The sequence below is a fragment of the Candidatus Symbiopectobacterium sp. NZEC127 genome, from assembly GCF_025962675.1.
In the GTDB taxonomy this organism is placed as follows: domain Bacteria; phylum Pseudomonadota; class Gammaproteobacteria; order Enterobacterales; family Enterobacteriaceae; genus Symbiopectobacterium.
Window position 1 is genome coordinate 46,267 of sequence record NZ_JAGFPG010000008.1, and the last position, 13,949, is coordinate 60,215.

General features: G+C 55.4%; 11 protein-coding genes. 4 read left to right on the forward strand and 7 right to left on the reverse strand.

Translation table 11 applies throughout. The features are described 5' to 3' along the window. Positions 1-2: 2 nt before the first annotated feature. The 4 genes from atoD to fadE all read right to left on the reverse strand — a co-directional run bounded on the left by atoD (position 3) and on the right by fadE (position 6,748). Positions 3-662: an acetate CoA-transferase subunit alpha gene (atoD, locus tag J5069_RS21560; RefSeq protein WP_264645770.1), complete on the reverse strand. Its 660-nt coding sequence runs from the start codon at positions 660-662 to the stop codon at positions 3-5. A 208-nt stretch (positions 663-870) separates the two neighbouring features. Next, positions 871-2,277, reverse strand: a complete 1,407-nt coding sequence (gene atoC / locus J5069_RS21565) for an acetoacetate metabolism transcriptional regulator AtoC (RefSeq protein WP_264645771.1) — start codon at positions 2,275-2,277, stop codon at positions 871-873. Continuing rightward, positions 2,274-4,124 carry a two-component system sensor histidine kinase AtoS gene (gene atoS / locus J5069_RS21570; RefSeq protein WP_264645772.1) on the reverse strand — a complete coding sequence of 617 codons (1,851 nt, stop codon included), beginning with the start codon at positions 4,122-4,124 and terminating at the stop codon, positions 2,274-2,276. The genes atoC and atoS overlap by 4 nt, the downstream gene beginning before the upstream one ends. A gap of 176 nt (positions 4,125-4,300) precedes the next feature. Beyond that, positions 4,301-6,748 carry an acyl-CoA dehydrogenase FadE gene (gene fadE, locus J5069_RS21575; protein ID WP_264645773.1) on the reverse strand — a complete coding sequence of 816 codons (2,448 nt, stop codon included), beginning with the start codon at positions 6,746-6,748 and terminating at the stop codon, positions 4,301-4,303. Positions 6,749-7,108: 360 nt separating this feature from the next. Between fadE and lpcA the strand changes: the two genes are divergently transcribed. After that, positions 7,109-7,693 carry a D-sedoheptulose 7-phosphate isomerase gene (gene lpcA / locus J5069_RS21580; protein ID WP_264645774.1) on the forward strand — a complete coding sequence of 195 codons (585 nt, stop codon included), beginning with the start codon at positions 7,109-7,111 and terminating at the stop codon, positions 7,691-7,693. Between the two features lie 40 nt (positions 7,694-7,733). Further along, positions 7,734-8,501, forward strand: a complete 768-nt coding sequence (locus J5069_RS21585) for a class II glutamine amidotransferase (RefSeq protein WP_264645775.1) — start codon at positions 7,734-7,736, stop codon at positions 8,499-8,501. Here J5069_RS21585 and dpaA read toward each other — a convergent pair. Both dpaA and J5069_RS21595 read right to left on the reverse strand, forming a co-directional pair. Continuing rightward, entirely contained in the window at positions 8,472-9,194 is a 723-nt protein-coding gene (gene dpaA, locus J5069_RS21590; protein WP_222157967.1) for a peptidoglycan meso-diaminopimelic acid protein amidase, read from the reverse strand. The genes J5069_RS21585 and dpaA overlap by 30 nt on opposite strands. A 224-nt stretch (positions 9,195-9,418) precedes the next feature. Then, on the reverse strand, positions 9,419-10,189 hold the full coding sequence (locus tag J5069_RS21595) for a class I SAM-dependent methyltransferase (protein ID WP_264645870.1): 771 nt from the start codon (positions 10,187-10,189) through the stop codon (positions 9,419-9,421). Positions 10,190-10,380: 191 nt separating this feature from the next. On the opposite strand from J5069_RS21595, the gene J5069_RS21600 reads away from it, so the two are divergent. Both J5069_RS21600 and dinB read left to right on the forward strand, forming a co-directional pair. Further along, a complete protein-coding gene (locus tag J5069_RS21600) occupies positions 10,381-11,190 on the forward strand; it encodes a helix-turn-helix transcriptional regulator (protein ID WP_264645776.1) in 810 nt (269 codons plus the stop codon). Between the two features lie 56 nt (positions 11,191-11,246). Further along, the gene (dinB, locus tag J5069_RS21605) at positions 11,247-12,305 is read left to right on the forward strand and encodes a DNA polymerase IV (protein WP_264626189.1); all 1,059 of its coding nucleotides are present in this window, start codon (positions 11,247-11,249) and stop codon (positions 12,303-12,305) included. Positions 12,306-12,360: 55 nt separating this feature from the next. On the opposite strand, the gene pepD is transcribed toward dinB, so the two are convergent. Next, a complete protein-coding gene (gene pepD, locus J5069_RS21610; protein ID WP_264645777.1) occupies positions 12,361-13,821 on the reverse strand; it encodes a beta-Ala-His dipeptidase in 1,461 nt (486 codons plus the stop codon). Positions 13,822-13,949 lie beyond the last annotated feature (128 nt).

The following is a 13,949-nucleotide window of genomic DNA, read 5'->3' on the forward strand; positions in this document are numbered from 1 at the left end:
GATTAACGCTCCTCGGGGGTAATGATGTAATCAACCAGGGCACCGGGCGTGACCACCCGATCCGGTTCGATGTCGCCGATAGCGACCAGCTCATCTGGTTCGACCAGCGTGATATCTGCGGCGAGAGCCAGCAGCGGGTTGAAGTTTCTGGCGCTGAGTTGGTAGGTCAGATTGCCGAGCGCATCGGCCTGATGGGCGCGAATCAGTGCTAAATCGGCGCGCAGTGGGCGTTCCAGCAGATAGGTGACGTTATCCAGCGTGATCCGCTGTTTGCCTTCTTCCACCACGGTGCCAACCCCTGTTGGCGTCAACACGCCGCCCAGCCCGGCACCGCCGCAACGGATCTGCTCGATAAGGGTTCCCTGCGGGACCAGTTGCACTTCCATTTCGCCGTTAATCATGCGGCGACCGGTTTCCGGGTTGGTGCCAATGTGGGAGGCGATCACTTTCTTCACCCGGCCGTTGACGATCAGCGGGCCAATGCCGGTATCGACGAACGCGGTGTCGTTGGCGATCAGCGTCAAGTCGCGCACGCCGGAATCGAGTAACGCGTTAACCAGACGGGGGGGCGTGCCAATTCCCATAAAACCGCCCACCATGATGGTCATGCCATCACGGAACAAGCGGCTAGCCTGCGGTAAGGTAAGATGTTTATCTTTCATTATTTTTCCCTTTGTATACGCCGAAGTGGGTACGGGCAGGGAATAGCAAGGCGGGTGCCAGCTGTGTTTTTCAGGCAATAAATTTTTTATTTATGATTTTTTTCAATGAGTTGGTTTTGTATCTTTAACCGTAAACGGTGTCAGGTAGGCGGCGGGAAGTGAGAAGGAATTTGCACAGTGCGCAAATTCCTTCTCAGGCAAAGGCGGGTCAGGCGTCCGTTTTCGGAAGGAGGGTGTCTATGCCGTATTCTTGCAGTTTATACATCAGCGCCCGGCGGCTGATACCCAACTGTAATGCGCTGTGGGTGCGGTTGCCCTGATGTTTTTCCAGCGTGGAAATAATCACCTGCTTCTCGTAGCGTTTAATCTCTTCTTTCAGGCTGGACTCACCCTGAGTGAATGACTGTAGCGGCTTTTCCCCATCGGCGCTGGTGGCTGCACTGTGCAGCTGTGCTGGCAAATCGTCGGCGAAAACCACCACGCCGGTGCTCATGATCACCGCACGCTCAATCACATTCGATAACTCGCGAATATTGCCCGGCCAGTGCCAGGCTTGCAGAGCCGTCAGCGCTGCCGGATCGATATCAATGATTTCGCGCTGATTTTCCGCACAGAACTTTTGCAGGAAGTGATTGGCTAGCAGCGCAATATCTGGCTGGCGTTCGCGTAACGGGGGAATTTCCAGATGGATCACATTCAGGCGATAAAACAAATCCTGCCGGAAATCGCCGCTATCGACCATCGCGGCGAGGTTGCGGTTAGTGGCTGCAATGATACGGATATCCACTTTTACCGTGTTGTGTCCTCCTACCCGTTCAAACTCGCGTTCTTGCAACACGCGCAGCAGTTTTACCTGTAAATTGAGCGGCATTTCGCCCACTTCATCCAGCAGCAGTGTTCCCTGATGGGCGCGCTCAAACAGTCCTTGCCGCTGCACCTGCGCGCCGGTAAAGGCCCCTTTCTCATGGCCGAACAGCTCGCTTTCCAGCAACGATTCCGGCAACGCGGCGCAGTTGATTTTGATAAAGGGGCCGTTGGCTCGTCGGCTGTTGTAGTGAATGGCGCGGGCGATCAGTTCTTTGCCGGTGCCGCTTTCACCGCTGATCAACACACTGGCCTGACTGAGCGCGATCTTGGCCGTGTCGCGGCAGATCTCCATCATGCGTGGGCTGTTGGTCAGTATGTGCCCCCATTGCCAACTGTCGCTCAATGCCTGATGCAAATGGCGAATCTCCTGCTTCATCGCCTGAAGTTGCAGTGCTCGCTGAATGATCAGCGTCAGTTCATCGAGATCGAAGGGTTTGATCACGTAATCGAACGCGCCGTGGCGTAACGCCTCAACGGCGGTTTCCACGGCAGCGTAGGCGGTCATCAGGATGATGGGCGTTTTAGGGTGATGCTGGCGCATCTGTTGCAGCGCTTCGATGCCGTTGAGTCGCGGCATGCGGATATCCATCAATACCACGTCCGGCGTGTGATCGATAAAGGTCCGCACCGCTTCGCGACCATCGCTGGCGCAAAATGTTTGCTGACCGGCTAGCGAAAATGCCGTGGTGAGCATACGGCGCACATTCTCTTCATCATCGGCGATCAGGATACTGTAAGTCTGTTTCATTGCGGCGTATTTCCCTGATGGTGAATCGGTAGCAAAAGGGTAAAGGCGGTGCCGTGCTCAGGAGCGCTGCTAAGCTGAATGTCTCCCTGATGCGCATTGATAATGCGCTGGCTGAGCGCTAACCCGAGGCCGGTGCCCGACGCTTTGGTGGTGAAAAAGGGATCGAAAATCTTGTTTTTATGCTGCTCGGGAATACCGCAGCCGCTGTCGCGGATAGTGACCGCCTGACGCGCATCGTCCACCTGCCAGGTTCGAATAGCGATTTGCCCGCGCGCGCTGATGGCCTGTACCGCATTGATCAAAATGTTGAGGATCACTTGCCGCAGCAGTTCGCCATCGGCTTCGATCTCTTCGAGGTCAGGTGCCAGATCTTTGCTCACGTCGATACGGGCTTGCAGTCCAGTGGTTTGGATCAATACCAGACACTCTTCGATAAGCTGGTTCAGGCTGACCAACTGCCAATAGCCCTGACGCGGGCGGGCGAAATCGAGCAGTTGCTGAATCACCCGGTTGATGGAGTTGGTCTCTTTCAGGATGATGGCGATATATTCCTGATGGATAGGATCGGTGTCCTGTTGCTTGAGGATCTGGACGTAGCCTTTAATGGCGGTCAGTGGGTTACGCACCTCGTGGGCAACGCCCGCCATCAGTTCACCCAGCGTAGCCAGCCGCTCTGTTTGCGCGAGCCGCCGTTGCGCCTCTTTACGTGCCGTGAGATCGGAGAAGATCACCAACGCGCCAACCAGCTGATTATGGGCATTATGGATCTGACTGGTGGTCACACTCAGTTCTATCGTACGATCCCGGGCGGGAAAGCTCACCTCCAGCGCGACGTGCTCGGTGCCTTTTTGCAGCGTATCCAGCACCGGGCTGTCAAAATGTGTGTTGGAGAATATTTTGGCATACGGTTGGCCCAGTAACTCATCCTGCCGATAGCCGGTGATCTCCTGAGCGGCAGGGTTGATCGTAGTGACATTGCCGTGTTTATCCACGGCGATCACGCCGTCGGCGGCACTTTCGATAATCAGATCGTTGAGGGTTTTGGTTTCGCGCAACGCCTGCGCCAACGCGTTGACGCTGTGTGAAATTTTCCCCAAGTCTCCCGATAGGGGCGGCAACCGGGTATTGAGATTCTGCGCCAGATCTTCCAGTCCGTGGGCAATCACGTCAATGCTGGTACTGAAACGGCGAGAGAGCAGAATAATCAGGCACAGGCTCACCAGCAAACCCAGTACCAGCACCGAGACAATATTGATATCCATGCGCCGTGCCTGTTGGCTGATATCTTCCGATAACTCATTGGCCCAGATATAACCAATCACGTTGCCATCGCGGCTGATAGGCTGCATGGAATTCATGATGTTGCCACGCACCTGCTTGCCGGAATAGACCTTGGGCTGATTGCTGGACATGACTTCTCTGCCGGGGTGGTCGGCGTTGATCGTGACACCGACGTTGGACTGAAACTGTGCCGAAGGGGCATAGGTGATGATAGCGTCCAGCCCACGGTGGTAATAGCCTGCGCCGACGCCGTTAAAAGCGCGCGTGATCCTCTCGGTGATCGGGGCTAACTCCTGATTGAGCGCTTGAATACGCTCAGCGTGGGGGAGGGTGGCAAAATGCGTGAACCTGTCCCCCAGCGCTTCATCCAGCAGATGGGTAATGGCAGAGAGCTTTTTCTCTTTCTCTTGCAGCAGTGCCGCCCGGCCTTCGGTCTCGACGACATAACCGATGGTGAGGGTGGGGATCGTGACCATGAACACCGCAATCATAATGAGCTGGTTGCGTAGACGGCGTGGGTACATCCAACTGAGGCCTTTACGTAACCCACTGAAACGGGTGCTCATCGATCCTTTCCTCTCAGCTAAAAGAGGAATTATCCGGGCAATGGCGTTGGGTTTCTCGGAGGCGCTTCAAACTCCGCGCAGATACTGAGCAGGATAATGATACGTGCAATGCGGTAATTTAGCTTCGAGGGCGAAGAATGGAAAACGCCGGACTGCGAGAGCAGCCCGGCGGGTTATCAGGCGACGGCAACGGATTTTTTGGTTGCCGGTTTGGTTTGTGGTGCATGAGCAGCGAGCGCTTCAGGCGCGAAATCATCCACATTGATAGCGCGCAATCGGCTCGCTTCAGCTCGGATCAAAATCTGCGCTTCTTCCGCAGTGATATCGCCTTCTGCCAAGGCTTGCTCCGCCAACTGATCGAGCCGCATAAATGGCAGGGATTTACCCAACGCTTTCGACAACCGTTGGTGGATCGGTTCGGCGGCCATCACATCCAGCAATGACTGTTCCAGCAGACCCACCGGGTTGTGTTCGCTGGCCGTCAGGTATTGACCGCGTCCTAACCGGCTGCGCGTGGCGCTTGGCGTTTGCAGCAGCTTGGCGACTTGATGATCCAGACGATCGCTCGGTGCCGGACTGACCTGGCCCAGCGGGAATAGCGCGATGCGCATCGTTGCTGCCACCGCACGGTTCGGGAAGTTACGCAGCAGATCGTGCAAGGCCACTTCGGCCTGATGCAGGCTATCTTGCACGCCCCAGTGTACCAGCGGCAGATCGGCCTGCTGGCGGCCTTCGTCGTCAAAGCGCTTCAGCGTCGCCGAGGCGAGATAAAGTTGGCTCAGCACATCGCCCAGTCGAGCGGAGATACGTTCCCGACGTTTTAAATCGCCGCCCAGCACCGCCATCGACACATCCGCCAGCAGAGCCAGGTTGGCGCTGAGGCGATTTATCCGTTGATAGTAGTGACGGGTGGCATCTTTGGTCGGTGCCTGACTCAAATGCCCATTGCTGAGCCCCAGCCACAGGCTACGCGCCAGATTGCTGCCGACATGCCCGATATGACCAAACAGTGCACGATCGAAGCGGGTCAGGTTGTCGTCCTGCGCCGCCGCCATCTCTTTGAGCACGTAGGGATGGCAGCGAATGGCACCCTGGCCGAAGATAATCATGCTGCGCGTCAGGATGTTAGCCCCTTCCACGGTAATCGCGATGGGGGAGCCCTGATAGCTGCGCGCCACGAAGTTGGAAGGACCAAGGCAGATGCCTTTACCGCCAGTGATATCCATGGCATCCAGCGCAGCGCGTTGTGCCCGATGGGTGCAGTGGTATTTCACAATGGCGGAGAGCACCGCCGGTTTGGCACCTTGCATGATGCCTACGGTCACCAGCGTCGCGGCGGCATCCATCACGTAGGTGTTACCGGCGATACGCGCCAGCGGCTCCTCAATCCCCTCCATTTTACCGATGGAGATTTTGAACTGGCGGCGCAGGTGGGCATAAGCTCCGGTTGCCAGTGCAATGGATTTCATGCCACCCGTCGAGTTTGACGGCAGCGTAATGCCGCGCCCCACCGACAGGCATTCCATCAGCATACGCCAGCCCTGACCGGCCATTTTCGAGCCGCCGATAATGTAATCGAGCGGCACGAAAATGTTTTCCCCTTGCGTCGGGCCGTTTTGGAACGGCACGTTAAGCGGGAAGTGGCGGCGGCCAATCTGTACACCGGGGGTGTTGGTTGGGATCAGCGCACAGGTAATACCGATATCGTCTTCATCACCCAGCAGGTGATCGGGATCGTGCAGCTTGAACGCCAGCCCAAGCACGGTGGCAATCGGTGCCAGCGTGATATAGCGTTTGTTCCAGGTCAGACGCATACCCAGCACTTGCTCGCCTTGCCATTCGCCGTAGCAAACGATGCCAACGTCAGGAATTGAGCCCGCATCGGAGCCGGCTTCCGGGCTGGTAAGTGCGAAGCAGGGAATTTCCTGACCACGCGCCAGACGTGGCAGGTAGTGATCTTTCTGATCCTCGGTGCCGTAATGTTGCAGCAGTTCGCCGGGGCCGAGCGAGTTAGGTACACCGACGGTAATTGCCAGAATGCTGGAAACGCCCGCCAGTTTTTGCAGTACCTGAGACTGCGCGTAGGCGGAGAATTCCAGCCCGCCGTACTGCTTTTTGATGATCATGGCGAAGAAGCGGTGCTGCTTGAGGAACGCCCACAGCTCCGGCGGCAGATCGGCCAGTTCATGGGTTATCTGGAAATCATTTGCCATCCTGCATGCTTCTTCCACCGGGCCATCGAGAAACGCCTGCTCTTCTTCTGTCAATGTCGGCTGCGGATAGTTATGCAGCATCTTCCAGTCCGGTGCACCGCGAAACAGTTCGCCTTCCCACCAGGTGGTCCCGGCGTTGATGGCCTCTTTCTCGGTGTTTGACATGGCAGGCATCACCTTTTTAAACACCCGCAGGGCAGGGGCCGACAGTGCCTTTTGGCGCAGCGCGGTCACCACCAGTGGTGCCAACACCACCAGCAGTGGCAACAACAACCAGTAGGACCACAGTCCACCGGCACCCATCAACGCGAAGTAGGCCACGAGCAACGCGGCGCTGAGCGGCAGATTCACCCGGTGATAAAACAGGGCTCCCACCATTATCAGCAAAACAAGAATACTGACTGCGACCATAGTTCGTCTCCAGAGTTGTCATCGGCCGTTAATCCGATCCGTTCACGTTGCGCCTGCGCGCATCCCACTCAATGCTGTTATCACTACGGCAAACATCTGCTAAGAGGTCTGACCTGTATGTGTATAGTGTGTAGTGCATCGCGTGTTTTTTATCAATTTATTTACAACGCAATTACAACTTAACTCACAAACTGGTGCGTTTTTACCCCAGCAGTGATAAACATCAGCAATTGTCTTGATTGCGGCATAGCATACTTCTCGCGGTTTCCACGATCCGTTACACTGCCAGCATTCCCTCTGCGCGCACCTCCCGTGCGATGCAGAGTTATCGCCTGTTACCGAACAAAACGAGAGGATCCTATGTATCAGGACTTAATCCGTAGTGAACTGAAAGAGGCTGCGGCTACGCTGGACGCTTTTCTGAGTGACGACGCGAATATTCAGTCTATCCAGAATGCGGCAGTGCTGCTGGCTGATGCGTTCAAGGCGGGTGGCAAAGTGATTTCCTGCGGCAATGGCGGTTCGCACTGCGATGCTATGCATTTTGCCGAAGAATTGACCGGTCGTTATCGTGAGAACCGCCCTGGCTATCCGGCGATTGCTATCTCCGATCCTAGCCATCTCTCCTGCGTGAGTAATGATTTTGGCTACGATTTCGTGTTTTCTCGCTACCTAGAATCGCTGGGACGTGAAGGGGATGTGCTGCTCGGGATTTCCACGTCGGGCAATTCCGGTAATATCATCAAAGCGATTGATGCCGCTCGTGCCAAAGGCATGAAGGTCATTACCCTGACCGGCAAAGACGGCGGCAAAATGGCGGGCACGGCGGATGTCGAAATTCGCGTACCGCACTTCGGTTATGCTGACCGTATTCAGGAAGTGCACATCAAAGCGATTCATATCCTGATCCAGTTAGTTGAAAAAGAAATGGCAAACGGGCAGTAAGCTCGTCGAACTGCCAGCAGTAAGGGGGGTAGGAGGGGACATGTGTGAACTGCTTGGGATGAGCGCAAACGTACCGACAGATATCTGTTTCAGCTTTACCGGGCTTATACAGCGCGGCGGCGGCACCGGGCCACACAAAGATGGCTGGGGCATTACCTTTTATGAAGGTAATGGCTGTCGTACGTTCAAAGATCCGTTACCAAGCTTCAACTCTCCTATCGCCCGTCTGGTGCAGGATTATCCGATTAAATCCTGCGCCGTGGTGTCGCACATTCGTCAGGCGAATCGCGGCGCGGTCACGCTGGAAAATACCCATCCCTTTACCCGCGAACTGTGGGGACGTAACTGGACGTTCGCCCATAACGGTCAGTTGAAAGGATATCGCGGGCTGAAAACCGGCCATTTCCGTCCCGTGGGACAAACCGACAGCGAGTACGCCTTCTGCTGGCTGCTCAATCAGCTGGCGCAACGTTATCCGCGTTCGCCCACCCGTTGGCCCGCGGTGTTCCGCTTTATCGCATCGCAAGCCGAGGTGCTGAGAAGCAAAGGCGTGTTCAACATGCTGCTGTCTGACGGACGCTTTGTGATGGGGTACTGTTCCACCAAACTCTACTGGATCACGCGGCGCGCGCCTTTTGGCAAGGCGACGCTATTGGATCAGGATGTGGAAATCGATTTTCAGCAGCAAACCACGCCTAATGATGTGGTGACCGTGTTGGCGACGCAGCCGCTGACGGGGAATGAAACCTGGCATCAAATTATGCCAGGTGAGTTCGTGCTATTTTGTTTGGGTGAACGCGTAGCGTGATGGTTTTTCACTGCTGATAACGGAGGGATTAACCACATACTGTCCGTTATTTACCGTGATTAACGGTGGCTGATAATTCTGGTTGAAATACGCATAACCCGGCTGAAGTTGACGCCAGAAACTGTTGTAGGTGGAATTACGGTGGCGCTGCATGTTGGTTTCGGTCATACGGAAAGGATATATCGCCAAATCAATTTTGGTTTGTCCATTACGTAACGCCGCTTCAGCATAACGGTAAATTTCGTCGATATAGTTGTTGGTCATGGCATAACAGCCAACAGAGACGCATTCACCGTGAATCATCAAATAGCGACCGGAATAGCCCTGCGCCCGATCGTATTCATTAGGAAAACCAATGTTGATCGCTTTGTAGTAGTGGCTGTCGGGTTTTAACTGACGCAGATCAACCTGATAGAAACCTTCCGGGCTTTTCAGATCGCCCTCGACACGCTTGGGCCCTAATCCGCCGGAATATTTGCAGATGGGGTAGTGATCAAGCAGGCGATATTCATTTCCTACCTTGGCGTACAGTTCCAGTATCCGCTCTTCTTTGAAGATCTGAATATAGATCGGTGAACCTAATAATTGTTGTTTTAATTCTTTTGCTATGGGAGCCGGTTCACTGGCGACACTGGTAACAACGACGGATGGCAAAAAAAACAACATCGCAATAGACAGCGCGATTTTTTGCATTATTAATCCTGATGGTAAAAGCTGTGTGACAAACGATAGCCGCTGCCCTGCTCATTTTTTGTGAGACAGGCGCAGTCACATTATCATTGCGTTTATTTTTATCAAGCGAGAAAAGCAGCAAAACGGCATTTTTACGTTAAGAAAACGGTGACACTGCTTTTTCTCTGCATTTCTTCAAGCGTATTGACAGGAAAAAACATTGTCACCTGATGTGTCAGCCCTATTTATGCGCGCTGCGCTTCAATGGTCATGATGTCCGTGCTGAATGAGCCATCGGCTTGAATCGCAAAATAGTCGATGACGTCTGCGGACAAGGTTTTTTGCAGCGCTAGGATCGCGGTGGAGAAATGCGGCGGTGTGCGCATGCGGGCAATCCAACTGCTGAACTCCAGCGGCAGCTTGTCTGCCTGAAGCTGACGTATGGCAAAACCGGACTCGGTCAGCAGCGTCATCCACTCACCCGGCGCGTAGTTACGCACATGTGAGGTGTCGCGCAGCATTTCCACCGTTTGCAGGTAGATATCCAGCACCGGATGGCCCGGCGAAACCACATCCATCAGAATCACGGTGCCTCCCGGCTTCAATACCCGATGGATTTCACGCAATGCCCGCCCTACATCGTGCCAGTGGTGTGCTGAATAGCGGCTAATGACCACATCGGCGCTGGCGCTGGCAAAGGGCAGGGACTCCGCAGGGCCATGTTGAGTCTGGATGTTGTTCAGCCCCTTTTGCTGTGCCGCCTGTGCCACGACGCTCAGCATCTCCGTTGAAAGATCGTAGGCCGTTACACGGGCGACCTGCTGCGCGGCCACGAAGCTGGCATGGCCTGCGCCACACCCCACGTCAATAACGTGTGCAGCGGGAAATGCCGCGAGGCGCTCTGCCAGCCAGGTGAGATCGGTCCCTTGCGCGTGCACCGCGCTGTTTAAATAGTGCTGCGCCTGTGCGCCAAATTGTTCAACGACGTGCTGATGGTGATTCGGTGTAGTTTTCATCATGGCTCTCATGCTGTTGACGAAGGTAAGACGCAGCGCTACGTCGACCTGAATGACCCGGGTTGTTGTTACTATAGGCAGCCCCTGATACGGGTACAATATGAACATTTATACTGGTATAGAATAGTGCTAGTTTGATTAACAACCTTTGTGTTAACCAACGTATCGCTAACCAACACGGTCAAGAGAACATGAGTAATGGCTCACTGAGTGGTCCAAAGGCATTAGGGGCTTTTTTGCGTGCACAGCGTGAAATGCTCGCTCCCGAGAGGGTCGGGCTACCCGCTGCGGGGCGGCGACGCACCAGCGGTTTGCGCCGTGAGGAGTTGGCGCAGTTGAGCCGCATCAGCACCACCTGGTATACCTGGATAGAACAGGGGCGTGAGGTCTCCGTTTCTCCTGCTGCGCTAGCGCGGTTGGCTGTGGCGTTACAGCTTGCACCCGCAGCGCGTGACTATCTGTTTAACCTGGCGAATGTTAAAGATCCGGACAAACAGCCAGAGGCTTTGCCGCTTGGCGCACAGGTGACGGCGGCGTTGCAGTATATGGATTGTCCGGCTTATCTGCTGGATGGCGTGTGGAATGTGCTGGACTGGAATGCGCAGGCACAGGGGCTGTTTCGCGGCTGGTTAGGGGAGGAGCCTCAACCCAATCTGTTGCGGTTTATGTTTGTTAACCCGCTGGCAAAGCAGCTGGTAGTGGATTGGCCCGAACGCGCTCGCCGCGTGGTGGCGGAATTTCGCGCCGAATCGAGCCATTATTCCCAGGAGATGATGCGTGAGCTGGTGATGCAATTGTGTCGGGATAGCCGTGAATTTGAGCGCTGGTGGACGCAACAAGCGGTGATGGCGCGCGAAGGCGGCGAGCGGCGCTTTCACCACGCCACCACAGGCCAGGAGATAACCTATCAGCAGCAGACTTTTCATCCGGCATTGCATCAGGAATTCAAACTGGTGATGTTGATTCCTGCTGACACAGGAGATGGACACACGCCTGGTTAATGTTGCTTGCATACCGTTTTTTATTACTGTATTTTTGTACAGTAATTGGAGGGTGTATGCGTAAAATTATTCATGTCGATATGGATTGCTTCTATGCCGCCATTGAAATGCGTGATAATCCGCGCCTGCGCGACATCCCTCTGGCGATTGGTGGCAGTGCGGATCGGCGGGGCGTGATCAGCACCGCCAACTATCCCGCGCGCCGCTACGGCGTGCACAGCGCCATGGCGACGGCGACCGCGTTGCGTTTGTGCCCTCAGCTTAAGCTTCTGCCGGGGCGTATGGAGGTGTACAAAGCTACCTCGCGCCTGATTCGCGATATCTTTTCCCGCTACACCACGCTGATAGAACCCCTTTCGCTGGATGAAGCCTATCTGGATGTGACAGACAGCCCACTGTGCAACGGCTCAGCGACGCTGATTGCTCAGGACATTCGCCAGACGATCGCCAATGAGTTACAGCTCACGGCATCCGCGGGCGTGGCTCCCATCAAGTTTCTTGCCAAGGTGGCATCGGAACAGAATAAACCTAACGGCCAGTTCGTGATTACCCCCAACAACATGGAAGCCTTTCTGCTGGCGTTGCCGCTGGAAAAAATCCCCGGCGTGGGTAAGGTGACGGCAAAGCGGCTGGAAGAGAAGGGGTTGCACACGTGCGCGGATGTGCGGCAGTACGATTTGGCCGAATTACTGCGCCAGTTTGGCAAATTTGGCCGTGTGTTATGGGAGCGCTGCCATGGCATTGATGAGCGCGCGGTTTCTCCCGATCGTTTACGTAAATCCGTGGGGGTGGAAAAGACGCTGGCCGCCGATATCCACCACTGGCATGAATGTGAGGGGCTGGTAGAACAACTCTATCAGGAGCTGGAATTGCGCCTGCGGCGGGTGAAGCCGGATCTGCATATCGCCCGTCAGGGCGTAAAGCTGAAGTTTGATGATTTTTGCCAGACCACGCAGGAACACGTGTGGCCCGAACTGAATAAGCAGGATTTGCTGCGTCTGGCACGGCAAACCTGGGAAGAACGGCGTCAGACGCGAGGCGTCAGGCTGGTTGGGTTGCACGTTACGTTGCTTGATCCGCAAATGGAACGCCAACTGCTGCTGAATTTGGAGTAACGGGGCGTGAAGTCAACAACGCGCCGGTAGCCGTAAATGCCCCGGCGCGCCGTGCTTAGGCTTTTTCTGGGATGGCTGCCAGCAGTGCTGTCAGCAGTTGCCAGTAGCGGCCTACGCTTGCGATATGTACCTGCTCATCGGGTGAATGCGGTCCGGTGATGGTGGGCCCAATAGAAACCATGTCCATGTTCGGGTAGGGTTTTTTAAACAACCCGCACTCCAGCCCGGCGTGAATAACCATGACGTTCGGCGTGGTGTCGAACAGCTTCTGGTAAGTTTCACGCACCAACTGCATCACCGGTGAATGGGCATCCGGCTTCCAGCCCGGGTAGCCGCCTTTCGGCGCGGTGTGAGCGCCCGCTAACTGACCTAACGCCGTCAACGTTCCGACCACGGCATCTTTACCGCTGTCAATCAGCGAACGGATCAAGCAGACGATTTCTGCCTGTTCAGCGTTCATGGTGACTACGCCCAGATTGAGCGAAGTTTCTACCACACCTTTGACTTCATCACTCATACGGATGACGCCATTCGGGGTGGAATTCAGCAATGCCAGCAGGCGATCGCGGGATTCGGCGGTGAGCGGCAGGGCATCGCTGGTGGTTTCTTCCAGCACCAGCGTCAGGTTTTTCTCCACGGCGGCCAGTTCGTGTTGCAGCGTTGCCAGGTATTGCTCTGCCAGCGTTTTCAGCGCGGTGACGTTGCCCGCCGGAACGGCAAGCGTGGCAAACGCTTCACGCGGAATGGCGTTACGCAGGGTGCCGCCGTTTAAATCCAGCACGCGAATATCCGTTTTCGCGGCATGCTGGAACAGAAAACGCGCCAGCAGCTTATTGGCGTTACCCAGCCCCAAATGAATATCGCAGCCGGAGTGGCCGCCTTTTAACCCTTTCAGCGTCAGTTTGAACGTGGAAAGGCCTGCGGGCAGCGCTTCACGCGTCAGCGGCAGACGGGTGATAAAATCGATCCCGCCGGCACAGCCCATGTACACTTCACCTTCTTCTTCTGAATCGGTGTTGATCAGAATGTCGCCCTGCAACCAGTTGGGCTGCAAGCCAAAAGCGCCATCCATACCGGATTCTTCCGTCATGGTCAGCAGCACTTCCAGCGGACCATGTTTCACGCGATCGTCAGCCAGCACCGCCAGTGCCGAGGCCATGCCAATACCGTTATCGGCGCCCAGCGTGGTGCCGCGCGCTTTGATCCAGTCACCATCCACATAAGGTTGGATAGGGTCAGTGGTAAAATCGTGTACGGTGTCGTTGTTTTTCTGCGGCACCATATCCAAGTGCGCCTGCAATACCACCGCTTTGCGGTTTTCCAGCCCCGGCGTCGCGGCTTTACGCAGCAGGATATTGCCCACGGCGTCGCGCTCGGCGTGAATATTACGCCCTTCTACCCAGGCTAAAATGTGCTGTGCCAACGCCTCTTCATGGTACGAAGGATGGGGAATGGAACAGATGGTGGCAAAAATATCCCACAAAGGCTGGGGAGCAAGTTGAGACAGTTCAGACACGATTAGCGTCTCCTCGTTAGCAGACCCGTCTGCGCATCAGGTGCGTAAGGACTGCAAGTTAAACGTTTCGGGGTGTGCCGCCGCAATCGGCACGTCAGCGACAGAATATCACTTTCCTTCTCTATTGA

Excerpts from the sequence above, each read along its gene's own strand:
- atoD (WP_264645770.1), bottom strand. The coding sequence starts at position 662 with ATGAAAGATAAACATCTTACCTTACCGCAGGCTAGCCGCTTGTTCCGT.
- atoC (WP_264645771.1), bottom strand. The coding sequence starts at position 2,277 with ATGAAACAGACTTACAGTATCCTGATCGCCGATGATGAAGAGAATGTG.
- atoS (WP_264645772.1), bottom strand. The coding sequence starts at position 4,124 with ATGAGCACCCGTTTCAGTGGGTTACGTAAAGGCCTCAGTTGGATGTAC.
- fadE (WP_264645773.1), bottom strand. The coding sequence starts at position 6,748 with ATGGTCGCAGTCAGTATTCTTGTTTTGCTGATAATGGTGGGAGCCCTG.
- lpcA (WP_264645774.1), top strand. The coding sequence starts at position 7,109 with ATGTATCAGGACTTAATCCGTAGTGAACTGAAAGAGGCTGCGGCTACG.
- J5069_RS21585 (WP_264645775.1), top strand. The coding sequence starts at position 7,734 with ATGTGTGAACTGCTTGGGATGAGCGCAAACGTACCGACAGATATCTGT.
- dpaA (WP_222157967.1), bottom strand. The coding sequence starts at position 9,194 with ATGCAAAAAATCGCGCTGTCTATTGCGATGTTGTTTTTTTTGCCATCC.
- J5069_RS21595 (WP_264645870.1), bottom strand. The coding sequence starts at position 10,189 with ATGAAAACTACACCGAATCACCATCAGCACGTCGTTGAACAATTTGGC.
- J5069_RS21600 (WP_264645776.1), top strand. The coding sequence starts at position 10,381 with ATGAGTAATGGCTCACTGAGTGGTCCAAAGGCATTAGGGGCTTTTTTG.
- dinB (WP_264626189.1), top strand. The coding sequence starts at position 11,247 with ATGCGTAAAATTATTCATGTCGATATGGATTGCTTCTATGCCGCCATT.